The organism is Stenotrophomonas maltophilia group sp. Smal13 (genome assembly GCF_030236855.1).
Taxonomy (GTDB): Bacteria; Pseudomonadota; Gammaproteobacteria; order Xanthomonadales; family Xanthomonadaceae; genus Stenotrophomonas; species Stenotrophomonas maltophilia_A.
Map to the genome: position 1 here is coordinate 1 of NZ_JASJSQ010000014.1, position 22,427 is coordinate 22,427.

The 22,427-nt window shown below is 67.6% G+C and carries 21 protein-coding genes; 11 read left to right on the top strand and 10 right to left on the bottom strand.

Features of this window, described 5'->3' with window-relative positions; translation table 11 throughout:
- Positions 1 to 125: 125 nt before the first annotated feature.
- Positions 126 to 521, top strand: coding sequence for a YciI family protein (locus tag QRO95_RS07020; RefSeq protein WP_285302160.1), 396 nt, complete (start codon positions 126 to 128; stop codon positions 519 to 521).
- On the opposite strand, the gene QRO95_RS07025 is transcribed toward QRO95_RS07020, so the two are convergent.
- Entirely contained in the window at positions 499 to 2,580 is a 2,082-nt protein-coding gene (locus QRO95_RS07025) for a gluconolaconase (protein WP_285302101.1), read from the bottom strand. The genes QRO95_RS07020 and QRO95_RS07025 overlap by 23 nt on opposite strands.
- A gap of 165 nt (positions 2,581 to 2,745) precedes the next feature.
- Here QRO95_RS07025 and QRO95_RS07030 point away from each other — a divergent pair, with 165 nt between their 5' ends.
- The gene (locus QRO95_RS07030) at positions 2,746 to 4,266 is read left to right on the top strand and encodes a lipopolysaccharide assembly protein LapB (protein ID WP_285302103.1); all 1,521 of its coding nucleotides are present in this window, start codon (positions 2,746 to 2,748) and stop codon (positions 4,264 to 4,266) included.
- Between the two features lie 42 nt (positions 4,267 to 4,308).
- Here the strand turns inward: QRO95_RS07030 and QRO95_RS07035 are convergent, their stop codons facing one another.
- Both QRO95_RS07035 and cycA read right to left on the bottom strand, forming a co-directional pair.
- The gene (locus QRO95_RS07035) at positions 4,309 to 5,085 is read right to left on the bottom strand and encodes a lytic transglycosylase domain-containing protein (protein ID WP_125892404.1); all 777 of its coding nucleotides are present in this window, start codon (positions 5,083 to 5,085) and stop codon (positions 4,309 to 4,311) included.
- Between the two features lie 218 nt (positions 5,086 to 5,303).
- A complete protein-coding gene (gene cycA / locus QRO95_RS07040) occupies positions 5,304 to 6,677 on the bottom strand; it encodes a D-serine/D-alanine/glycine transporter (protein ID WP_049399140.1) in 1,374 nt (457 codons plus the stop codon).
- A gap of 228 nt (positions 6,678 to 6,905) precedes the next feature.
- On the opposite strand from cycA, the gene QRO95_RS07045 reads away from it, so the two are divergent.
- Complete coding sequence (locus QRO95_RS07045; RefSeq protein ID WP_032130444.1) at positions 6,906 to 8,522, top strand: EAL domain-containing protein; 1,617 nt, start codon at positions 6,906 to 6,908, stop codon at positions 8,520 to 8,522.
- A 324-nt stretch (positions 8,523 to 8,846) separates the two neighbouring features.
- Here QRO95_RS07045 and QRO95_RS07050 read toward each other — a convergent pair whose 3' ends face one another.
- Together QRO95_RS07050 and QRO95_RS07055 are read right to left on the bottom strand one after the other, a co-directional pair.
- Positions 8,847 to 10,031 (bottom strand): MFS transporter, encoded by a 1,185-nt coding sequence (locus tag QRO95_RS07050; RefSeq protein WP_285302108.1) that lies wholly within the window; start codon positions 10,029 to 10,031, stop codon positions 8,847 to 8,849.
- Complete coding sequence (locus QRO95_RS07055) at positions 10,028 to 11,206, bottom strand: serine hydrolase (RefSeq protein WP_285302110.1); 1,179 nt, start codon at positions 11,204 to 11,206, stop codon at positions 10,028 to 10,030. Before QRO95_RS07055 ends, QRO95_RS07050 begins: the two co-directional genes overlap by 4 nt.
- 228 nt (positions 11,207 to 11,434) lie before the next feature.
- Between QRO95_RS07055 and QRO95_RS07060 the strand changes: the two genes are divergently transcribed.
- Both QRO95_RS07060 and QRO95_RS07065 read left to right on the top strand, forming a co-directional pair.
- Positions 11,435 to 12,334 (top strand): LysR family transcriptional regulator, encoded by a 900-nt coding sequence (locus QRO95_RS07060; RefSeq protein ID WP_285302111.1) that lies wholly within the window; start codon positions 11,435 to 11,437, stop codon positions 12,332 to 12,334.
- Between the two features lie 306 nt (positions 12,335 to 12,640).
- Positions 12,641 to 14,248 (top strand): ABC-F family ATP-binding cassette domain-containing protein, encoded by a 1,608-nt coding sequence (locus QRO95_RS07065; protein WP_285302112.1) that lies wholly within the window; start codon positions 12,641 to 12,643, stop codon positions 14,246 to 14,248.
- 72 nt (positions 14,249 to 14,320) lie between these two features.
- Here the strand turns inward: QRO95_RS07065 and QRO95_RS07070 are convergent, their stop codons facing one another.
- Complete coding sequence (locus tag QRO95_RS07070; protein WP_100433956.1) at positions 14,321 to 15,646, bottom strand: GTP-binding protein; 1,326 nt, start codon at positions 15,644 to 15,646, stop codon at positions 14,321 to 14,323.
- A 69-nt stretch (positions 15,647 to 15,715) separates the two neighbouring features.
- Here QRO95_RS07070 and QRO95_RS07075 point away from each other — a divergent pair, with 69 nt between their 5' ends.
- The gene (locus QRO95_RS07075; RefSeq protein WP_094000564.1) at positions 15,716 to 16,087 is read left to right on the top strand and encodes a MerC domain-containing protein; all 372 of its coding nucleotides are present in this window, start codon (positions 15,716 to 15,718) and stop codon (positions 16,085 to 16,087) included.
- A 173-nt stretch (positions 16,088 to 16,260) separates the two neighbouring features.
- On the opposite strand, the gene QRO95_RS07080 is transcribed toward QRO95_RS07075, so the two are convergent.
- Complete coding sequence (locus tag QRO95_RS07080; protein ID WP_032130410.1) at positions 16,261 to 16,545, bottom strand: metal-sensing transcriptional repressor; 285 nt, start codon at positions 16,543 to 16,545, stop codon at positions 16,261 to 16,263.
- A gap of 48 nt (positions 16,546 to 16,593) precedes the next feature.
- On the opposite strand from QRO95_RS07080, the gene dmeF reads away from it, so the two are divergent.
- Entirely contained in the window at positions 16,594 to 17,565 is a 972-nt protein-coding gene (gene dmeF / locus QRO95_RS07085) for a CDF family Co(II)/Ni(II) efflux transporter DmeF (RefSeq protein WP_285302116.1), read from the top strand.
- Between the two features lie 119 nt (positions 17,566 to 17,684).
- Here the strand turns inward: dmeF and QRO95_RS07090 are convergent, their stop codons facing one another.
- Positions 17,685 to 17,969 (bottom strand): hypothetical protein, encoded by a 285-nt coding sequence (locus QRO95_RS07090; protein ID WP_132809020.1) that lies wholly within the window; start codon positions 17,967 to 17,969, stop codon positions 17,685 to 17,687.
- 90 nt (positions 17,970 to 18,059) lie between these two features.
- On the opposite strand from QRO95_RS07090, the gene QRO95_RS07095 reads away from it, so the two are divergent.
- From QRO95_RS07095 to QRO95_RS07105, 3 genes are all read left to right on the top strand, one after another.
- Positions 18,060 to 18,476, top strand: a complete 417-nt coding sequence (locus QRO95_RS07095) for a hypothetical protein (RefSeq protein WP_285302117.1) — start codon at positions 18,060 to 18,062, stop codon at positions 18,474 to 18,476.
- A 69-nt stretch (positions 18,477 to 18,545) separates the two neighbouring features.
- Positions 18,546 to 18,869 (top strand): hypothetical protein, encoded by a 324-nt coding sequence (locus QRO95_RS07100; protein ID WP_049399132.1) that lies wholly within the window; start codon positions 18,546 to 18,548, stop codon positions 18,867 to 18,869.
- A 127-nt stretch (positions 18,870 to 18,996) separates the two neighbouring features.
- Complete coding sequence (locus tag QRO95_RS07105) at positions 18,997 to 19,839, top strand: MnmC family methyltransferase (protein ID WP_285302120.1); 843 nt, start codon at positions 18,997 to 18,999, stop codon at positions 19,837 to 19,839.
- A gap of 3 nt (positions 19,840 to 19,842) precedes the next feature.
- On the opposite strand, the gene QRO95_RS07110 is transcribed toward QRO95_RS07105, so the two are convergent.
- The gene (locus tag QRO95_RS07110; protein ID WP_100437751.1) at positions 19,843 to 20,811 is read right to left on the bottom strand and encodes a polysaccharide deacetylase family protein; all 969 of its coding nucleotides are present in this window, start codon (positions 20,809 to 20,811) and stop codon (positions 19,843 to 19,845) included.
- A gap of 70 nt (positions 20,812 to 20,881) precedes the next feature.
- Positions 20,882 to 21,541 carry a hypothetical protein gene (locus tag QRO95_RS07115; protein ID WP_182267155.1) on the bottom strand — a complete coding sequence of 220 codons (660 nt, stop codon included), beginning with the start codon at positions 21,539 to 21,541 and terminating at the stop codon, positions 20,882 to 20,884.
- 133 nt (positions 21,542 to 21,674) lie between these two features.
- Here QRO95_RS07115 and QRO95_RS07120 point away from each other — a divergent pair, with 133 nt between their 5' ends.
- Positions 21,675 to 22,355 carry a hypothetical protein gene (locus QRO95_RS07120; RefSeq protein ID WP_182267154.1) on the top strand — a complete coding sequence of 227 codons (681 nt, stop codon included), beginning with the start codon at positions 21,675 to 21,677 and terminating at the stop codon, positions 22,353 to 22,355.
- Positions 22,356 to 22,427: the final 72 nt, after the last annotated feature.

Consider the following 22,427-nt stretch of genomic DNA (forward strand, 5'->3'; position numbering starts at 1 on the left):
GCTCCGCCGTTCGCCGATCGCCCGCCGCAGGCGGCCTTTCGCGCTGCAGCATGCCGGCAGGCAAACCTGCGCCATCATGGACACCCCGCCCCCGCCCCCGCCAGGACCGTGCCAGGCAGCAGGACCTGCTTCTGATCTACATCGAGCCTGCCCTGCTGCAGGCCCTGCCCACCGAAGAATTCAACACGCTGATGCGCGACTGCCTCGCCCACGCCGACAAACTGCAGGCGGAAGGCACGCTGCTGGCCGCGCAGAAGCTGCAGCCGGTCGACACCGCGCAGACCCTGCGCGTGCGTGATGGCCACAGCCGTGTATTGGATGGCCCGTTCGCGGAAACCCGCGAACTGCTGGCCGGCTTCAACCTGATCGTCGCCCGCGACCGCGACGAAGCCATGCGCATCGCCCGCGATTTCCCGTGGGCACGCTTCGGCAGCATCGAGGTGCGGCCGCTGGAAGACATGGACGCCGAGCGCGAACGCTGCGGCGCCCCGGCTGCGGCTATGGCAGCAACCGTACCTTGATCTCGCGCGGGCCCACGCCTTCGTTGCCGCTGTAGTCGCGCACGCTGGCGCGCACGGTGTACTCGCCCGGAGGCAATGCCGCCGGCTGCCAGCGCCCGGTTTCCATCAGGCCGTCACGCACGGTGTTGGTGGCGAGGTAGCGGAAGCGGGTCACCGCACTGCCATGCACGGTGATGCCGCTGTCCGGTGCATAGGCCACGCGCACCGCTTCGGTCTGCGGCGGCATGCGGTTGAACACGATGTTCCAGCGCGGCTGCTCATAGCCCTGCAGCGGCTGCCCGGCAGCATCGAGGATCTGGTAGCCCACCTGGTACATGCCCAGCCGGCGCCGCGGCAGGTTGTTATCAACCTGGTCCCAGGCCTCGACCACGATCTGCACGCCACGTCCCTGCCGCGCCAGCATCACCACGCCGTCGCTGCCCGCCGCCAGTGGCTGGTCGTTGTCGTCCAGCAGCGCCACATCGGTGATGCGCGGTGCGAAGTGGTCGGCGTAGTTATGGAAACCCAGCGCCACGGCGTTGGTTTCGAAGCCGCCGGTGCCCACCGCCAGGTGCACGTGCGCCTGGTTGTTGATGCTGCCCAGGCGATCGCCGACGTGGATGCGCGTGCCGCGACGCACCCGCATCCGCTCCAGCTTGCCCTGTTCGTCGTACAGCGCCTGCCAGCGCGCATCGAACGGCTGGTCGCGCGGTGTGCGGCCGACCCGCATGTGGATGTACTTGAGGCGGTCCACGGCCAGGCCCTCGGCCTGCCCACCCAGGCTCCACGCCGCTACCGGGCTGCTGATCTTGCCATCGGCGATCGCCAGCACGGTCTGGCCGACATCGCCGCGCACATCGAAACCGCCGTGCAGGTGGTGGCGGCTCTCGCCCTTGAAGTTGCCGCGCACCTCGCCCAGCGTGCCGACCACTTCATGCCAGCCATCCTGGGGTGCCAATGGCCAGCGCCCACCGGTGTCCGGCAATGCTGCATCGGCAGCGGGCCCGACCAGCGCCGGTGCCGGCAGGTCACCCACCGGCAGCGGGCGCAGGCGGTGCAGGCGATAGCTGGCGGAATCGGCGACCAGCACGCTGCCATCGGTATCCATCGCCAACCCACTGGGGCGGGCCAGGCGTGGCAGGCGGCCGTTGCCCACCAGCGCGATCTGGTGGCCCTGCGGTGTTACCTGCACGATGCGTCCATCAAGGTCACCCACGTACAGCACGCCGTCGTGCGTGGTGGCCAGCGACAGCGGCCCATTGATCACGCCGCCATCGCCCAGCAGCGTGCTGACCATGCCGTCGGCACCGACCCGACGCACCGCGTTGTTGAACAGGTCGGCCACCAGCAGCGCGCCGTGCGCATCGAAGGCCAGTGCCACCGGTGTATCGAAGCGTGCATCACCCGCCAGGCCATCGGCCAGCCCCGGGCGCTCGCCGCCGGCCAGGGTACGCACGTTGCCATCGGTACCGATCACCCGGATGCGGTCGTTGAAGGTGTCGGCCACATAGACCTGGCCCTGCGCGTCCACCGCGATGCCCATCGGTGCATCGAAGCGCGCCTGCGCGGCAGGGCCATCGGCGTAGCCCTGTTCGCCACCGGCCAGCGTGGTCACCTGGCCATCGGTGCCGATACGGCGGATCGCGTGGTTGCCGGTGTCGGCCACATACAGGTTGCCCTGCGCGTCGGCGGCGATGCCCGAGGGCGTATTGAAACTGGCCTGCAGTGCCGGGCCATCGATACGCCCCTCGCCTTGCCCGGCCACCGTTTCAACGCGGCCATCGGGAAGTCGACGACGGATCCGGTTGTTGTCACCGGCATCGGTGAAATAGACGCTGCCATCGGCACTGCGCAGCAACGCGTACGGATCGGCGAAACGCGCCTGCGCGGACGCGCCATCGCGGTCACCCGGGTGGCCATCGCCGGCCAGCGGCTCGATCTGCGCGGTCCACGCCAGCGGCGTTGGAACCGGACCTGCCGGTTCAGCCGGCGTATGCAGCGGCGTCTCCCACCAGGTCGCGGCCAGTGCCACTACGGTCGCCAACGCTACGCCTGCCGCCATCCATTGCCACCGTGCCATCGTGCTGTGCTGCCTGCCTGCTGTCTGAAGAGGCACCGACAATAGACGCTGAACGCAGGATCCGCCAAGGCCAAACGTACTGCCGGATGCCAGAGTTCCATGCGTCGCGCTTGTTCTCCCTGGCTACAGCGGGTTCAATGCTCTTCCCACGGATGGAGATCCTCCATGCCCCGCATCTTCCCTCTCGCCGCCCTGCTGGTGGCCGCACTGGCCAGCACGCCGGCCTCCGCCTCGATCTCGGTGGCACCACAGAAGCCGTCAGTCACCGCCGATGCGATGCACCAGGCCTATGCCACGCGATGGGATGAGGCGATCCAGCAGTCACGCAGTGGCAACACGCTGGGCGCACTCATCGCGATGGAACGGCTGATGGAAGATCCGATGCTGGATGACTTCGATGCTGAACATCGCGGCCGCGCCGCGCAGGTGGCCGGCTGGACCGCGATGGTGCAGAAGAAGCCGGACCAGGCTCGCCGCTATCTGCAGCGCGCGCAGGAGGCACTGCCGGACGATGCGCAGATCCTGCTGACCCTGGTCTCGGTGGAACTGTCCGAGAACCAACCGGCGCCTGCCACCAAGCACCTGGTGCAGGCGCTGAAGCATGCCGACGCGCCGTTGCCGGTGGACCACCACGCGATCAACTACCTGCAGTTCCGCCTGCGGGATCAGCCGCAGCAGCGTATGGAACTGCTGCAGGCACTGTTCGACAACGGCTGGAAGAGCGGCGGCCTGGAACCCACCGGACTGTGGCTGGCACTGGCCACGCTGCAGGCCGACAACGGCCGTGGCGAGGCCATCCCCGCGACCCTGGCCCGCATCTCCGCGCCCGCCGAAATCATCCGGCTGCGCAGTGACAAGCGCTTCGATCCCTATGTCGACCGCGCCAACCCGCGCTTTGATCCCGTGCAGGCTGCACAGAAGCACCTCGACGAACTGCGGGTTTCCGGCCTGCTCGACCGGGCGCTGGACGCGCGCATGGCCGAGTTCAGCAGCACGCTGCTGATGCTGGACCGCAACGAGGAAGTGCTGGCGCTGACCGATGGCATGGCCGCTGCGGCCGCCGAAGGCGAGGCGCCTTCGGCGGCAGAAGCCGAATGGGTGGCATGGCTGCTCAACAGCCGGCTCACCGCGCTGCGCCGGCTGGGTCGCAACGAGGATGCGCTGGCGGCAGCCAAGCTGGCCGCACGCATCGGTGGACTGGGCCCCGATGGTGCCGAGCACCAGTTCAACGTCGGCTTCGTGTTCAGTTCGCTGGGCCGCATGCAGGATGCCGCCACGGCAGTGAATGACATGCCGGGCCTGGCCGGTTACGGCAAGGCGGCCCAGGCACTGCTGCAGTTCGTTGCCGCCCGTGAACGTGGCGATGCCAAGGCCGAACAGGCCGCGCGTGCAGCGATCCTGGCCCAGGGCGATGACGCGCGCCTGTTCCAGCGCGAAATGCTGCTGGACGAGGGCAATCTCGACGGCGCAGCTGCCGTGCTGATCGAACAGTTGCGCTCACCCGTTGAACGCGGTGAAACGTTGGCCAGCCTGCAGGACATGCGCACCTATCCGTCGCTGCCCGGTGACGTGAAGATCGATGCGGCCTGGCGTGCGCTGAAGCAGCGCGCCGACGTGCAGGCCGAGGTTGCCCGCCTGGGCCGCATCGAACGCTACGAACTGGTCAGCACCTCCACCTCGCGCTGAGCAAGCTCCCATGTAGAACCACGTGCGTGCAGCACCACCCGCCTAGCGCGCCGGCACCTCGGTACGGATGCCCATCGCCTCGCGGTAGCGTGCGTACAGGGCCATCACCTTGTCCACGTAGGCCAGGGTTTCGGCATAGGGCGGCACGCCCTTGTAGCGGGTGACCGCGCCGATGCCGGCATTGTAGGCGGCCGCTGCCAGCGGCCGATCACCGTTGTAGCGACGCAGCAACGCGCGCATGTAGCGGGCGCCGCCATCGATCGACTGCTGCGGCGAGAACGGATCATTCACCCCGTACTCCTGCGCGGTGTCCGGCATCAACTGCATCACGCCCTGTGCGCCCTTGCTGGACACCGCCAGTGCATCGAAGTTGCTTTCGGCATGGGCGATCGCGCGCAGCCACGCGTCATCCACGCCGGTGGCCTTGGCGGCGGCCTTGAACTGTTTGGCATGCTGCGCCAGCTGCGGCTTGCCCACCTTGCCCAGGCCTTCGTGGGCAGGTTCACCCGGCGGCGTGGCCATGGTGAACTTCAGGAACACCCGCGAGCCGGGCAGGTTGCGGGTGGAGTAGACCAGCGCGCCATCCTGCTCGCGCTCGTACAGCACGCCACTGAACACGCCCATGTTGCCCCACAGATTCGGGGTCTGGATGGCGTTGTCGTCGATTTCCTTCGGGGTGCAGCGTGAACCGGGTTCCGGCGCGGTGGCCAGGCTGACGGTGTTGCCCTGCACGCAGCGGTAGACGGTGCGCGCGGCGGCCAGCCCGGGCCACAGGCTGGGCAGCAGCAACAGCGCAAGCAGGAGAGGGCGACGGAACATGGCGGCCGGATCATCCGGCCGCGCCCGCTAATGCTGGGTGAATGGGGGTCGGCAGGGCTGCGCCCTGCACCCGTGGTAGTGCCGGCCGCTGGCCGGCAACCTCAACAGCAACGGCAACGGCCGATTTCCTGCGGGGGTCGGATCCCGTTGCTGCGCAACGGTCTCTGACCCCACTCCAGAGAGATCTCTGGATCAATCGATGGAACGCAAACGCTGGGTTACTTCGCGGTCCTCCGCCGCACCCAATACCCCACGCCCAACAGCACGAACCACACCGGGCTGGCGACCAGCGCCTGGCGGGTGTCGGCCTGCAGGCTCAGCAGCACCAGCACGGCGGCGAAGAACACCAGGCAGGCCCAGCACATGGCGACGCCACCGGGCATCTTGAAGATCGAGGCGGCGTGGCGTTCCGGGTAGCGGCGGCGGTAGGCCATGTAGGCCACCAGGATCAGCGACCAGACGAAGATGAAGAGCACGGTGGCCAGCGTCGTCACCAGGGTGAAGGCGGTCACCAGGTTGGGGATCAGGTAGATCAGCAGCGTGCCGCCCAGCAGGCACAGGCACGAGAACAGCAGGCCACGGGCGGGCACTGCGGCGCGCGACAACTTCGACAACCCGCGCGGTGCGTGGCCCTCTTCGGCCAGACCGTACAGCATGCGGCTGGTGGAGAAGATGCCGCTGTTGGCCGAGGACGTGGCCGAGGTCAGCACCACGAAGTTGATCAGGCTGGCCGCGGCGGGAATGCCGGCCAGCACGAACAGCTGCACGAACGGGCTCTTGTCCGGCACCACCTGGCGCCACGGGGTGACCGCCATGATCGCGATCAGCGCCAGCACGTAGAAGATGATGATGCGCACCGGGATCGAGTTGATCGCCTTCGGCAGGTTGCGCTCGGGGTCTGCGGTTTCAGCGGCAGTTGTACCCACCAGCTCGATGCCGACGAAAGCGAACACCGCGATCTGGAAACCGGCGAAGAAACCGACCAGGCCCATCGGGAACATGCCGCCGTCATTCCACAGGTTCGACAACGACGCGGTGTGGCCACTGGGCGAGGTGAAGCCCCACGCCACCAGCCCGGCGCCGGTGATGATCAGCGCACAGATCGCCACGATCTTGATCAGCGCGAACCAGAATTCCATCTCGCCGAACAGCTTCACCGTCACCAGGTTCAGTGCCAGCAACAGCAGCACGCAGGCCAGTGCCGGTATCCAGGCATCCAGCCCAGGGAACCAGAACTGCGCGTAGGCGGCAATCGCGATCACGTCGGCGATGGCGGTGACGATCCAGCAGAACCAGTACGTCCATCCACAGAAGAAGCCGGCCCAGGGACCGAGCAGATCGGTGGAGAAATCGATGAAGGATTTGTACTGCAGGTTGGACAGCAGCAGCTCGCCCATCGCGCGCATCACGAAGAACAGCATCGCGCCGATGATCAGGTAGACGAAGACGATGGACGGGCCGGCCAGGCTGATGGTCTTGCCCGAGCCCATGAACAGGCCGGTGCCGATGGCACCACCGATGGCGATCAGCTGCAGGTGGCGGTTGGACAGGCTGCGGCGCAGGTGCTCGGGGGGCGTTGCGGGCTCGGTCATGGGCGTGCACTGGGGCGGGCGAAGCGTTCGACGTTAGTCCTCCCCGGCCCGGAGCGCCAGCGCCGGATGGCCCGATTGCGTCAATCATGGTCGCTTTCATCACATTGTGACCGAATACCGGATTCGTCCCATTCCGCCCGGCCCGGCGTCATGCTCAGATAGCCGCACCTGCCCAAGGATCGGCCTGACCATGTGCCCTGCCCTGCCCGCCCCGCTGGAGCTCCGGCCTTGAGTCGGCTACGCGTGATCATTGGTGGCACCGCGCTGGCGCTGCTGGCCGCGGCCGTGCCGATCGCGGTGATGGCCTATGCCACCTGGGACCGTGCAGTCAGCGTCGAGCAGCAGCGGCTGCGCGACATCGCCGGTCGCGCCCTGCGCCGCGCCGACCAGTCCTACCAGGAAGCGCTGGCGGCACTGCAGTCGGCCGAGGTCGGCGCCCACGACGCCTGCGGGCCCGACCATATCCGGCGCATGCAGACGCTGGTGATGACCTCGCCGTCGGTCGACCAGATGGGCTACTTCGAGGGTGGCAAGCTGCGCTGTACGTCGTGGGGGCCGTTCCTGTCCGACGTCAACCAGCCCAAGGCCGACCACGTCACCAGTGATGGCGCCGGCATCGCCGTGGATGTGCGCCCCGAGGCCAGCGGACGGCGCCAGGTCCTGTCGATCCTGTACGGCAACTACGACGTGCTGGTCGATCCGCGCCGCTTCGTCGATGTCATCGCCGACCCGAACGTGCGCCTTGCCCTGGCCAGCCCCGATGGGCGTCTCCTGGCCAGGCAGGACGGCATGGATCCGGCATTGCTGGAGACCCTGCTGCGCGCCCCCGATGAAGGCCTGGACCACCACACCCTGTATGCCACCGCCCGCAACGAAGAGTGGTTGGCGATCGCGACCATGCCGCGTACCGCGCTTGCCGCGACCTTCCGCCAGCAGGCGTGGCTGTTCGTGCCGATCGGCGTTCTGCTGGCCGCTGCCGGTGCCGGCCTGGTGATCTGGCTGTCGCGCCGCCGCCTGTCCCTGCGCGGCGAGCTGGCCACAGCGATCCGCCGCCGCGAGCTGTACCTGCACTACCAGCCGATCATCGAGCTGGATACCGGCATCTGCGTCGGCGCCGAAGCGCTGGTGCGCTGGCAGCGCCCGGATGGCACCCAGGTGCGGCCGGACCTGTTCATTCCGCTGGCCGAAGAGGCCGGCATGATCGGCGCGGTCACCGATCTGGTGATCGAGAACGTGGTGCGCGACATGCGTGAACTGCTGGTGGCCGACCGCAGCGCGCACATCGCGATCAACCTGGCCGCCGAAGATATCAGCAGCGGCCGTGCGCTGAAGATGATCTCCAAGCACATGGCCGGCAGCGGCATCCTGCCGCAGCAGATCTGGATGGAGGCCACCGAGCGCGGCTTCCTGGATCTGGACCGCGCCCGCACGATGCTGGCGCAGGCGCGTCGGGCCGGGCACAGCGTGGCCATTGACGATTTCGGCGTCGGCTTCTCCAGCCTGCAGTACCTGGAACAGCTGCCACTGGACGCGTTGAAGATCGACAAATCATTCATCGATGCGATCGACACCGAGAGCGCCACCAGCCCGGTAACCCCGCACATCATCGACATGGCCAAGGAGCTGGGCCTGTGGGTGGTGGCCGAGGGCGTGGAGACCGAGGCACAGCTGGCGTATCTGCATACCCGGAAGGTCGAGTTCGCGCAGGGTTGGCTGTTCTCGCGGCCGCTGCCGCGGGATGAGTTCGTGGTGTTCCATCACAAGCGGCAGCAGCGCTATGGCGCGGCGCGGGAGCACATGCAGAATCCGCGCAGCGTGCCGATCGAGCGTGAGGGGATCGAGTAGGACGGCCAACGGCGGAGCCCCTCGTGGTGGGTCGCGTACAGTGGATCCATCAGTTGGGGCCGGGTGGATGGGTCGCGCAGGGGGCGCTGCAAGTACGTCCATGTAAGCTCGGTCGCCGCATCCATGCGGCTCACGCCCCTGCGCAACCCACCCACCCGGCCACGGACACATTGCGGCGGCGTCCCACCACGGAATCAACAGAAGAAAGCAAAAGCAAAAGCAAACGCGGGTCGCTGCGCTCGGCAGATCCACGCCATGCGTGGATGGCGTGGACCACGGTAGTGCCGGCCGCTGGCCGGCACCTCGGCAACGTCTGGTCTGCGCCTACGCCCAGGCCTTCGGCCGTGCCAGCAGCCACACCGCGCTCACCGCCAGCAACAGCAACGGCAACCAGCCCAGCTGGCTCGGGCCGCTGACCTGCAACAGCACACCGCCTGCTACGCCACCGGCGGCAATCGCCAGGTTCCAGCCGGTCACCAGCATCGACTGCGCCAGGTCGGCGGCAGCACCGGCACGGCGTGCGAGCGCGGTCTGGAACAGGGTCGCAACCGACCCGAACGCCACGCCCCACAGGATCGTTGCCAGCAGCAGCGGTGTGGCCTGTCCTGGCCACAACAGCAGGGCCAACACCGGAAGAATGAAACCGATCACGGCCGCCCACACCAGCGTGCGCAGATGACGGTCCACGCCCCAACCGGCAATGCCGATACCAACGATGGCAGCCACGCCGAAGGCCAGCAGCAGGCGGTCCAGCCACGGACCGGCGCCGGCCTCCACCGCCAGCGGTTCGATGTAGGTGTACAGCACGTTGTGCGCCAGCACGTACAGCACCATCACCGCCAGCGCGCTGCGCACGCCGGGCATGCGCCACACCATGCCCAGTGACATGCGCTGGCCGGCACCGGCGGCGGGCAACGCCGGCAGTGTCCAGCGCGCGTACGCCAGCAGCCCGACACCCAGTACGCTCATCAACGCGAACGCCCAGCGCCAGCCGATCTGCTGGCCCAGCAACGTGCCCGCCGGTACGCCCAGCGACAGCGCCAACGGCGATCCAACCATCGCCACCGCGATTGCCCGGCCCTGCAGCGACGGCACCACCATGCGCGCCGCGTAGCCGGCCACCAGCGACCACAGCAGGCCACCACTCACACCGGCCAGGAAACGCGCGGCAAGGATCAGCGGATAGCTGCTGCTCACGGCGGTCAGCGTGTTGACCACCACGAAGCCGGCAATGGCGGCCAGCAACAAGGGGCGTCGCGGCAGGCGCTGGGTCAACGCGGTCATCGGCAGTGCGGCCATCACCGATCCCAGCGCGTACACGCTGACCAGCTGGCCCACCGCCGCATCACTCACGCCCAGGCTTTCGCCCATCGGCCGCAGTACACCGGCCGGCAAGGTTTCGGTCAGCAGGGTGATGAAGCCGCCGCCGGCCAGCGCCAGCAGCCCCGCCCACGGCAGGCGCGTGGCTTCACCGGCCGGGCTGGCCGCATCAATGGCATGGCCGCTCATCGCGCAGCCTCCAGATCGGCGTAGACCGCGTCACGCAGCTCATCAACGAAGGCACCGTCCATGCCTTCGTACAGGGTGTTGGTCAGCGCCACCACGCTCAGCCCACGCGCAGGATCGACAAACCAGCTATGGCCGTAGGCACCGCCCCAGCGCCAGGTGCCTTCGCTCTGTGGCGTGCCACTGGCGGCGGCATCGCGCAGCACCGCAAAGCCCAGCCCGAAGCCCCAGCCGGCCGGTTCCGGCGGCCCCTGCTCGCCCACCTGCGGGGTGGCCATCGCCGCCACCAGCGCGGGCGGCAACAGATTCGAAGCTTGCACATCGCGCAAGGCCTCCAACACCGCCATCACCTCGTCGGCGCTGCCAATCAATCCAGCACCGGCCGAAGGGAAACGGCTGGCATCGGTAGCACGGGCGAGGCTGTACTCGATGCCGACGGTACCCTCGAATGGAGCGACCACCTCGCCTTCCTGCAGGCGATGCGGCTGCGGCGCGTCGGTGACATAGGGCGTGGCCAGCCGTGCGGCATCGTCGATGGCAAACGCGGTATCGCGCAGGCCCAGCGGCGTGGCCAACAGGCGTGCGAACAATGCCTGCAGCGTTTCACCAGTCGCGGCTTCAGCCACGGCGCCCGCGACGTCCACGCCCAACGAGTACAACCATTGGCTGCCCGGCGCGAACAGCAGCGGCGCCTGCGCGATGCGATGCACGTTGTCGGTCAGCGTCAGCGGATTCGCATCCATGCCATCGCTGACGCCGGCCTGTGCGTACGGGCCATCCGCATCGGCTTCGAGGAAGCGGTAACCCAGCCCGCTGCTATGGCTGAGCAGTTGGCGCAGGCTGATCGGCGGCGTGCTGCCATCGGCCAACGCCGGGCGGAAGTCCGGCAACCAGCGCTGTACCGGCGTATCCAGGTCCAGCACGCCTTCGGCTACCAGGCGCAGGATCACCGTGGTCAACAGCGGCTTGCTGACCGATGCCAGCCGGAACAACTGGTCGCGCTGCATCGGCGTGGCCGACTCGCGATCGGCCAGCCCGGTCGCGCTGGCGTGGCGCAGCACACCGTGCTCGCGCACCAGCACCACCGTACCGACCAGACGCTGTGGGTGGACCTGCTGCAGCAGCCGCTGCACCGACGGCAGCGTCGGCGCAGGTGCAAGGGAAGGAACAGCGTTCATCGCGGTGATCCGTGGGGAGAGGCCCGCCACGTTAGGCACCACGCCCTCGTGCAAAAAGCCGGTTGCCGCTCCGGGCATCATGGACCGTGCAGTCCGCAATCGGCATGATGGCCGGAACTGCAAGGCCGCAACGGGCTCCACACCACTTCGCACCACAGTGTTGCGATGGCGGAGCCGTCCGCTACAGCCGCGCCGACCTACCCTGCCGCTTTCATTGCCCGCACGCCCATGTCAGTCCTGGACAACCTCGCCAATCTGCAGACCTTCGTGCACGCGGCCGACACCCGCAGCTTCGTCGAGACCGGGCGCCTGCAGGGCATCTCGGCCTCGGCCGCCGGCAAATGCGTTGCCCGGCTGGAACAGGCACTGGGCGTGCGCCTGTTCCACCGCAGCACGCGCAGCATCACCCTCACCGCCGAGGGTCAGCTGTTCCTGGCACGCTGCCGGCGCATCCTCGACGAGCGCGATGCCGCGCGCACCGAGCTGGCACAACCACACGCCACGCCACGCGGCACACTGCGCATCGGCCTGCCGCTGGTGGGTGACCTGACCCTGCCGCTGATGGCCGAGTTCATGGCCGCGTATCCGGACATCCGTCTGGACCTGGATTTCAGCGACCGGCTGGTCGATGTCATCGAGGAAGGCTTCGACGCTGTGCTACGCGTCGGCGAACCCAGCGACTCACGCATGAACGCCCGACGCCTGGGCGTGTTCCCGCGCCGCATCGTTGCCTCGCCGGCGTACCTGCAGCGCCGCGGCGTTCCGCGTGCGCCGGCCGACCTGCTCCAACACACCCTGCTGCACTACCGCTTCCCCAGCACCGGCAAGCTGGAGCTGTGGCCGATCCAGTGGCCCGGCAAGGAAGCACCGCAGGAACTACCCGTGCACATGGTGGCCAACACCATCGAAGCGCGCGTGGCGCTGGCACTGCGCGATATCGGACTGGCCTTCGTGCCGGTGCACTCGGTGCGCGATGCACTGGCCGATGGACGCCTGCTGACCGTGCTCGACGAGCATGTGCACTCCTGCGGCATTTTCCACCTGCTGTGGCCGTCGGGCCGCCACGTGCTTCCGAAGCTGCGGGTATTCATCGACTTCGTCAGCGCGCGCCTGGAAACCGTGCCGTAGGCCGGTAGATCCGCGCCATGCGTGGATGCCCTTGTAGAGTCGAGCCATGCTCGACTCAGCGTCTGCCAGGCGAAGCGCAGCCGAGCATGGGCTCGGCTCTACAACGGAACCACTCGAACACTGGTAGCGCCGGGCCATGCCAGCGGCCGCCGCACCCGACCATTCAGCCAACCCCGCTATACTGGCCGCTCATTCCTCCCAGAGGCTCGCGACCAATGCGCCATTGATGCCGCCGTCTTCCCACTAGACGGCCTGACTCTTCCCGCCCCTGCGCGCAGGGGAGAACCCGGCATCCATGGAGGTCGCATGACCCCGTATCCCCTCACGCTCGATCGCGTTTCGTATCGATTGGCCGACGGCCGTGTGCTGTTTTCCGATCTGTCGTTTTCCTTCGAACCGGTCGCCACCGGCCTTGTCGGTGCCAATGGCACCGGCAAAAGCGTGCTCGCACGCCTGCTGGCCGGGCGGCTGTCGCCCGACAGTGGCCAGGTGCGTGGCAGTGGCCGCGTGTTCCTGTTGCCCACACCGGGCTATCCACCTACCGGTACCGTCGGTGAGTTGGCCGGTGTGGGTGAAGCCCTGTCCGCGCTCGCACGCATCGAAGCCGGCAGCGTCGATGAGGCCGACTTCACCTGCATAGGCGACCGCTGGGATCTGCGTGAACGCCTGCAGCAGCAGTGGCAGGCGCTGGGCTTGCCCGATGATCTCGATCACGCCCAGCCTGCTGCGCGCCTCAGTGGCGGCCAGGCCATGCAGGTGGCGCTGTCCGGCGCCTGGGCCAGCAGTGCCGGCTGGCTGATCCTGGACGAACCCAGTAACCACCTCGACGCACGCCATCGCCAACAGCTGTACGAACAGTTGCAGCAGTGGCGCGGTGGCCTGCTGGTGATCAGTCATGATCGCGAGTTGCTGGGCCGAATGCAGCAGATTGTCGAACTCGATGGGCGTGGCCTGCATCGCTATGGCGGCGCATGGCAGCACTACGCCGACACACGCGCCGCCGAACGTGAAGCCGCCACCGCCCAGCTTGACCATGCACGTGCGCAGCATCGGCAACAGCAACGCAGCGCTCGCGAACAACACGAACGTCAGCAGCAACGCCAGGCACGCGGCAATCGCGATGCGAAGCAGGCCAACCAGGCACCGATCCTGCTTGGCCGGCAGAAGCAGCGCGCCGAAGCCAGTCATGGGCGCGCGCAGCAGGTGCAGTCCGAACGCCTGCAGGCCAGCGCAGAGCAACTGCGCGCAGCGGCCTCGGCGGTTCACACCGCGCCGGAACTGGCGCTGTTTGCCGGTGCGGGGGAACGTGGCAGCACGCGCCTGCTGCAGGCGCAGGATCTGGTCCTCCCACATGGCTGCAGCGCCCCGTTGCAGCTGGAGATCCGCCGCGGCCAGCGCATTGCCGTGGTCGGTGACAACGGCAGCGGCAAGTCGACACTGCTGCGGGTGCTGGCGGGTCAGCTGCCCGCGCGCGATGGGACCGTGCAACGTCACACACCGCTGGCGCTGCTCGATCAGCAGCTGCTGGGGCTGTCCGGCGAATGCAGCATCCTCGACAGCGTGCAGGCCGCCAACCCGAGTGCCGACCCCGGGGAGCTGCGCACGCGCCTGGCCCTGTTGGGTCTGGACGCACAGCGCATCCAGCGCGCCGCCAGCAGCCTCAGCGATGGCGAGCGGGTGAAGGGTGCGCTGGCCAGCGTGCTGTATGCCGATCCCGCGCCCCAACTGTTGCTGCTGGACGAGCCCGGCAATGCACTGGACCTCAGTGCATTACAGGCGCTGGAAGAACTGCTTGCGGCATGGCCGGGCGCACTGGTGATGGTCAGCCACGACCGGCACCTGCTGCAGGCGTTGCGGCCGACCCAGGTGCTGCACGTGAGCACCGAGGGCTGGCAGTGGCATGACGCCTTGTAGATCCACGCATGGCGTATCGACCCGGGGTAGTGCCGGCCGCTGGCCGGCAACCCATGGAGCCTCAATGCACCGTCAGCGCTTCCACACCGGGAACGCCTGTGGCATCTGCTGCCACAGCAGTGGCCCCGCCCGCAGCTCCTGGTCATTGAGCAGGCACGCATCCAGCTCCGCGCGCACCGCACGCTCATCCATGTGCACACCAATCACCACCAGCTCCTGGCGGCGATCACCCCACAAGGGGTGCCACAGCCGCTGCATCGCCGTGTGCGCGGCTGCATCCGGAAACTCTTCCAGCCCCGGCAACGGTGCGCTCCAGCAATCGGCCTGCTGCCGCGCCCAGCCGAGGTCGCTGTAGGGCAGCGGTGTCGGCGGCAACAACGGTGCGGTGTCTTCCAGGCCGGCACGCACGCGGTCGCGCGCGGCATACCAGAAACCCGCCGCCTGCGTCCGCGTCGCGGCGCCCACCGTGTTCAACTCGCCGACCCAATCCATGCGGTTGGCCAGCCAGAACCAGCCCTTGCTGCGGATCACGCCGGGCATGCCGGACTGCAGCGCGCGGGCGAATCGCGCGGGGTGGAACGGACGCCGCGAACGGTAGACGAAGCTGCCGATGCCGTACTCTTCGGTTTCCGGTGTGTGCTCGCCCCGCAGTTCCTTCACCCAGCCAGGCGCACGTTGCGCACGCTCCATGTCGAAGCGGCCGGTATCCAGCAGCTCGGCCAACGGCACATCACCGAAGCTGGACAGCAGCAGCTTCGCATCCCGATTCAAGCCACGCAGTACCGCCAGCGTGTCCTGCAGCACCTCGTCATCCACCTGGTCGACCTTGCTGACCACGATCACGTCGGCGAACTCCACCTGCTCGCACAGCAGATCGACCACACCGCGATCATCGTCCGGCCCGGCCTGCTGGCCGCGTTCGGCCAGGCGCAGGGTCGAGCCGAAGTCGGCAAGGAACGCGCTGCCGTCGACCACCGTCACCATCGTGTCCAGCCGCGCGATATCACTCAGGCTGAAGCCGTGCTCGTCGCGCACCGCGAACGTGGCCGCCACCGGCATCGGTTCACCGATGCCCGTCGATTCGATCAGCAGGTAGTCGTAGCGACCCGCATCAGCCAGGCGCCGCACTTCCTGCAGCAGGTCATCGCGCAGCGTGCAGCAGATGCAGCCGTTGCTGAACTCCACCAGCGTCTCTTCGGTGCGGCGCAGCTCGGCGCCACCTTCGCGCACCAGCTGCGCATCGATGTTGACCTCACTCATGTCGTTGACGATGACTGCCACGCGCAGGCCCTCGCGGTTGCGCAGGATCTGGTTCAGCAGGGTGGTCTTGCCGGCCCCAAGGAAGCCGGACAGCACGGTGACCGGAAGGCGACGGTCGGCGCGGGAAACAGTGTTCATGTCGGAGCGGGTTGGCTGCGGAACGGAAATGTTACTGTATAACAATTGCCGCGCAAGGAACCTCCCCCGATGAAGTCGCCTTCTGCCGCCCTGCTTGATGCCGGCGCGGTCGCCCTGTCCAGCCTGTGCCTGCTGCACTGCCTGGCGCTGCCCCTGCTGGCCGCCGCGCTGCCGCTGTTCGGCACCTGGGCCGAAGCGGAATGGGTGCACCTGCTGTTCGTGGCCATCGCCCTGCCGCTGACCGGCTACGCGCTGTGGCGGGCCGAGCGCCGTCACCCGTTGCCGGTGCTGGCCTGGGCCACCGCCGGCGTCGGTCTGGGCCTGTTGCTGGCCGGCGCGCTGGCCTTGCCCTCACATGACTGGGAAACACCGATGACGGTCACCGGCAGCCTGCTGCTGGCCGCAACGCATATCTGGAACGCGCGGCACCGGCACGGGTAGTGCCGGCCGCTGGCCGGCAACCACATGAGCTTCGGACGCCGCGGGTAGTGCCGGCCGCTGGCCGGCAACCGCATGAGCTTCGGACGCCACGGGTAGTGCCGGCCGCCGGCCGGCAACCGCATGAGCTTCGGACGCAACCTGCAGTTGCCGGCCAACGGCCGGCACTACCCCTGCTATTTGCCGTAGCGGCGAAGAAGCTCCACCAGCACCGCAGCCTCGTCCGCCCGCTGCTGCGGGTCATCGGCACCCACCACATGTTCCTGCAGGTGCTCGTGCAGCAGCTCCATCAGCAGGCTGTGGGCGGCACCGCGCACCGCGGCGACCTGCACCAGCACGCCCGCGCAGTCCCCCGCTTCCCCCTCGGGCTTGTCCAGCGCCTGCTCCAACGCCGCCACCTGACCCGCGATGCGGCGCACCCGGGTCAGCAGCTGCTTTCGATTCTTGTGTACATGGGCCATGGCGGGATCATATACCCTATGGGGGTATCAACTCCAGCTCCCGCCGCCATGCACTTGGACGCCCTCGCCGCCGCCCGTCGCCACGAACACCGCTTCGACGACGGCAACCCGCTGGCCGAACGCAATACCCGCCGCGCCCTGTGGCTCACCGTCGCCATGATGCTGGTGGAGATCGTCGGCGGCTGGTGGTTCAACTCCATGGCCGTGCTCGCCGACGGCTGGCACATGAGTTCGCACGCGCTGGCGCTGGGCCTCTCGGTGTTCGCCTACCGCTGCGCGCGGCGCTACGCGCACGATCCGCGCTTCGCCTTCGGCACCTGGAAGATCGAGATCCTGGCCGGCTATACCAGCGCCATCGCCCTGCTCGGCGTCGCCGCGCTGATGGCCGTGCAATCGCTGGAACGGCTGTGGGTGCCGGCACCGATCCATTACGACGAAGCCATCGCCATTGCAGCGGTGGGCCTGGGCGTGAATCTGCTCTGCGCCTGGTGGCTGCACGACAGCCCGGGCCACGCGCATCACCATCATGGGCATGGGCATGGGCATGACCATCATCACGGGCACGACCACGATCACGGCCATGCGCACGGTCACGACCTCAACCTGCGCTCGGCCTACGTGCACGTGCTGGCCGACGCCGCCACCTCGGTGCTGGCCATCGTCGCCCTGCTTGGCGGCAAGCTGCTGGGCCTGACCTGGCTGGACCCGGTGATGGGCCTGGTCGGCGCCGTGCTGGTGACGGTCTGGGCGATCGGCCTGCTGCGCGACAGTGGCCGCATCCTGCTCGACGCGCAGATGGATGCGCCGGTGGTGGCCGAAGTGCGCGAGGTAATCGAACAGGGCCCGTGGCCGGCACGCCTGGCCGACCTGCACGTCTGGCAGGTGGGTCGCGGCAAGTACGCGGTCAGCGCCAGCGTGGTCACCAGCGACGTCAGTCTGGATGCCGATACCGTGCGCAACGCGCTGGCGATTCATGAGGAACTGGTGCACGTGACGGTGGAGATTCACCGCAGCGCATGATCCACGCCGGGTAGTGCCGGCCGCTGGCCGGCATGGCATGCTCCGGCCGCCGCTGACCAGTAGAGCCAGGCCATGCCTGGCTGCGTTGCCCACAAGTCGAGCATGGCTCGACTCTACAACTACAGCTTCAACATCATCCGCAGCAGGTACATCAGCAGCGGCAGCGCACTCAGCACCGCACCACCGATGCCGATCCACGGCCAGCGCTCGCCGCGCACGCGCGAAGCCACCGCCAGACCGCAGCCCACCAGCGCCGCGCCCAGCACCCCCACGCCCAATCCCGCAGCCATGCCATTGCCGCCTGCGGCCACCGCCGCCTGCGCAGCCAACGTGCCCGCGCCCCAACCCACAGCGATCCCCAGCCAACTGGCCACGCCGCACCACGGTGCCTTGCCCTTCGCCATCCGAAAACCCCTGTGTCCTTGCCGAATTTCTGTACGGACCACGCCCGTGTGCTGCCTACACTAGCCGCACCTGCCCCGTCGGGACATCCCATGCGCACGCTCCGCCTGCTGCTGCCCGGTGCCCTCCTGCTGCTCACCGCCTGCAGTGGTGATGCCGGGCTTCCTTTCAGCGCCGACCCGTTGCAGGGCTGCTTCGCCACCGGCGCGCGCAAACCGGCCGATTTCCGCATCGACAAGGAAGGCGGCCAGTACTTCGTCTCCTTCAGCCGTGGCGAGCAGTGGCAGCGCGAACCCAACGCCCTGCACAAAGCCACCCGCAGCGAGATCAGCCGCTACTTCCGCGATGACGCCGAGCAGATCGACAACGCGTTGATCCGCATGGCCGGTGGCTTCGGCATCTTCCACTTCAACAAGGGCGCGACGCTGAAGGGCAAGGCCAGTGATAGTGACTACATGGCGCTGATGCTGATCGGGGCTGGGCCGGTGTATGCGGTCAAGTGCCCGTAAGACGCAATGATTCTGATGGCGGCTCAGGGCAATATGGGCACATCCTGTCTTCTTTGAGGAGCGATGCCAATGCTGCTGTTTCTGCTGCTTGCGGTAAGCGCGCCGAAGACCCAGGGTGCCTATGACGAAGTCCGGCAGCTGCCCGATGGCCAGACCCTGATCATGCGCACCCTGGACTGGGATCTCGGTGATGGTCGCCATGAGCGCGTTACCGTGCATTGGCTGATGCAGGAAGACGGCAGCCTGCGCTACGACTTTGATCGGCAGCCACCGGAAACCCAGGAGGTCCATCGTCGGTCGTGCGCGCGAGTAGGCATGCAGCCGTCGCGTGGCGTCGGCGTGATTTCAGGGGAAGGAACCACACACGGCTACAGCTGCACCAGCCAGCGGTAGCGCCGAGCCCACGCTCGGCTCCTCCCGTCTACATCCACGCATGGCGTGGATCTACTGCAGCAGCCACGCGTGGCCACGGCAACAGCTGCGGTACCATGCCCTCCCCCGAACCGCCCCGGTACCCGCCGTGCCCCATTACACCGGCCCCCTGCTGACCCGCGACAGCGCTGACACCCTGCGCCGTGCCCATGACAAGGGCGCTGCTGAATGGCAGGGCTCGCTCGACCTGGGCCGGAGCCAGGACAGCGTGGCCCTGAACGAAGACGGCTTCCACTTCCGTGGCCAGGCCTACCCGTGGCCGGGCAAGCTGAAGGACCGCACGCTGTACTACTGGGATGGCGAGGACTTCGCACCTATCTCGCGCTACAGCAGCTCGCTGATCAAGCTGGTGCCGACCGAATGGGGCGCACCGACCTTCGAGATCGACGGCATCAAGATGCTGCCGACCTCCAAGCTGTCACCGTTCGAGGATGCGCGCCGCAAGGTCGAGCTGGTCGCCCCGGCCGGCAAGGTCATCCTCGATACCTGCGGCGGCCTGGGCTACTTCGCCGCCTGCGCGCTGGAAGCCGGTGTCGGCCACATCCGCTCGTTCGAGAAGAACGCCGATGTGATGTGGCTGCGCACGCTCAACCCGTGGTCGCCGGATCCGGACTCGGCCGCCGCCGGGGGCCGCCTGCAATTCAGCCACGGTGACGTCTCACAGCAGATCGAACAGGTGGCCAGCAACAGTGTCGACGCGATCCTGCACGACCCGCCGCGCTTCGGCATCGCCGGCGAACTGTACTCGCAGGTGTTCTACGACCACCTCGCCCGCGTCATCCGCAAGGGAGGGCGCCTGTTCCACTACACCGGCGCGCCGAACAAGCTGACCAGCGGCCGCGACGTGCCGCGCGAAGTGGCCAAGCGCCTGGAAAAGGCCGGTTTCAAGGCCGAGCTGGCGCTGGACGGTGTGCTGGCCGTCAAGCGCTGAGCTTCATTCCGAGTCAACCTTCGCCAGCTTCATCACCCACTTCGGCACTTCCGGTTCACCGGCGTAGAAGTCTTTCGGCTTCTTCTCGGCCATTGCCCAGCGGTGCAGCCAGCTCGGGCCATAGCGACCGCTGTAGCCCTCGGCGCCACGCGCGTAAGCAGGATCGCGCATCGCCTCATCCAGTGAAATGAAGCGATAGCCGCGCCGCTTCGTCGCTGCCACCAGTTCGGCGAAGGTGGCTGCATTGAGTTCGTTGGCATGCATCAGCCACACCTGCGGCAGCGCGTAGCCCAGCAGCGCCTGCGACTGCTTCTCGTAGTAGTCCAGCTTGTTCAGCATGTAGGGCACATAGCCCTTGCGCAGCTGCGCCAGCATCGCCTCGCGCGCCGGGGAATCAGGCTGCTCGTTCATCACGTTGGCATAGGCGAAGGCCCATACCCACTCCCCGTTGTCGACCGTCACCGGCGCCACGCGGTAGCCATGCTGCTTGAAGAACACGTCCATCTCCGCGCGTTCTTCCGGTGTGCGTCCGGCACGCAGATAGGGATGGCGCATCCACTGCGGTTTCAGTCCGCGCTCGGCCAGCAGCGGCCGCAGCACCGTTTCACCACGCAGAAAATCCTGCTGGAACGCAGGCACACCCCTGGCGTTCAGATCCATGTGCGAATACGTGTGGTTGCCCAGCACATACCCGGCGTCCAGCCAGTCGCGCAGCATCTGCACCCGCGCGGGCTGCACGTGTCCGTTGATCTCAAGCTTGTTCTCGTTGACGAAGCCGACCACCGGCACACCCGCCTGACGAAGCTGGGCCATCAGCGCTTCGTGCCGCGACTGCAGGTCCGGCGGAACGATCTCGTCCACCCGCGCCCACGGCAGGTCGTCGATGGTCATCGCGATCCGGCGATCCACCTCGGCGGCGTGTACCGCCAACGAACACAGCAGCAATGGCACAGCACGCAGCAACCAACGCATCAGCACATCCTTGCAGGGGCGAAGTGCTGACTCTAGCGCGATTGCGGGCGCGCGGCCGGTCCCACACCCGCTATGGGCCGGGCGACTGCACCTGACGTTCGCGCACGATCGCCCGCCACAACATGAATCCCGCAGCCATCGCCATCAGCATCAACGCGACCAGCACCAGGGCAAGATCATCGGGATTGCGCAGCAGCGGTGCATGCTCATGGGTGAGGATCTCGAACACCACCTGCTGCGCCTGTGCCAGCGGCAACCGGCCCTGCTCGCCCAGCTCCACCAGGCACGCCGCTGGGGACAGCTTGGCCACGCCAGTCCATGCCAGGTCGTACAGGTGCAATGCCCTGAGGGCCAGCGCCAGGATCGCGGCGTGCAGCGCCATCAGCCCCCAGTTGGCACGTCGCAGGCGTTCCGACAGGCGGCCCAGCCGGTAGACGCTGATCGACATCGCGCCCAGCAGCGCCAGTACCACGCCCGCCATCGGAATCCACTGCAAGGGTTGCCACGGTGCAAGCGCAGTGGACCGCGCCAGCAGTTGTTCGGCCACCTGCATGCGCGCGACAGGGTCGGGCCCACCGCATGCGTCATCCACCGGCTCCAGCAGCAGTCCCACACGGTAGTGGAAGAAGCCGACTGCAAGGGCTACCGCCAGCAGCGCCACCACCTGCAGTGCCAGCAGGATCGGGCCAGGACCACAGATACGACAGAAGCGGGTAGCAGCAGAGACCATCGGTTCATCCATGACAACAAAGGACCATCCTAACCAAGCGCCCTGTGCTTGTCGGCTGGCGGATACGACAACCGGCGCGCGGTCCCGGTAGGATGTGGATGAGCATGGATGGTCGTATGTAGAGGTGTTGTGGATGGTCACGCTGTATCTGTGGGTGCGAACGCTGCTTCCGCTGCTGGCGTTCGTGATCGCCTGGATGCTGCTGTCGCGCCTGATCAAGGCCCGCGTGGCGCGCCTTCCACGGGTTCCCTTGAACCTGCCCGAGCACAGCAGCAGCCCGCGCAGGAAGGACCGGCGCATCTACGCGCGCAAGCTGCGGCGAAAGCCAGGTCTGCGTACCGCAACTCGCCCGGCCTCCGCGCCGCGCAGCTGGAACCTCGCAGCGGTGTTCGTTTCGCTCTTCACGTTGATCGCCACCGTGCTGGTCGTGCCGGATGGCGCGCGCTTCCAGGTCATGGTCGAGAGCATCACCGGCTACCCGGCTACGATTGCTGAAGTACATGTTCCCGCTGCCGGGCAGCCCCTCGTACTACAGGCGTGGCAGCCAGCACTGGCGCAGCTGTCGCGGCCGGTAACGATGCGCTACCCGATCGGTCGCACCGGCGGCGAGCATGAAGCGCACGCCACGCTACCGGTGCAGGTGAGGCATCAGGGGGATCGCCTGCAGGTGGCTACGGCAGTGCCGGTGGATGCCGAGCTGCTGCGTGCAGAGCTTGCGCGCTTGGCGGGGCTGCCGACGGAGGCAATCACCGTCCGCCAGCGCGAGATCTCACCCTGGCTGGAACCCGGCTGGAAGCCGCTGGTCGACCTGTAGAGTCGAGCCCATGCTCGGCTGCTGTTGCAGTAGATCCACGCCATGCATGGATGGATGCAGAGCGGAGTCGAG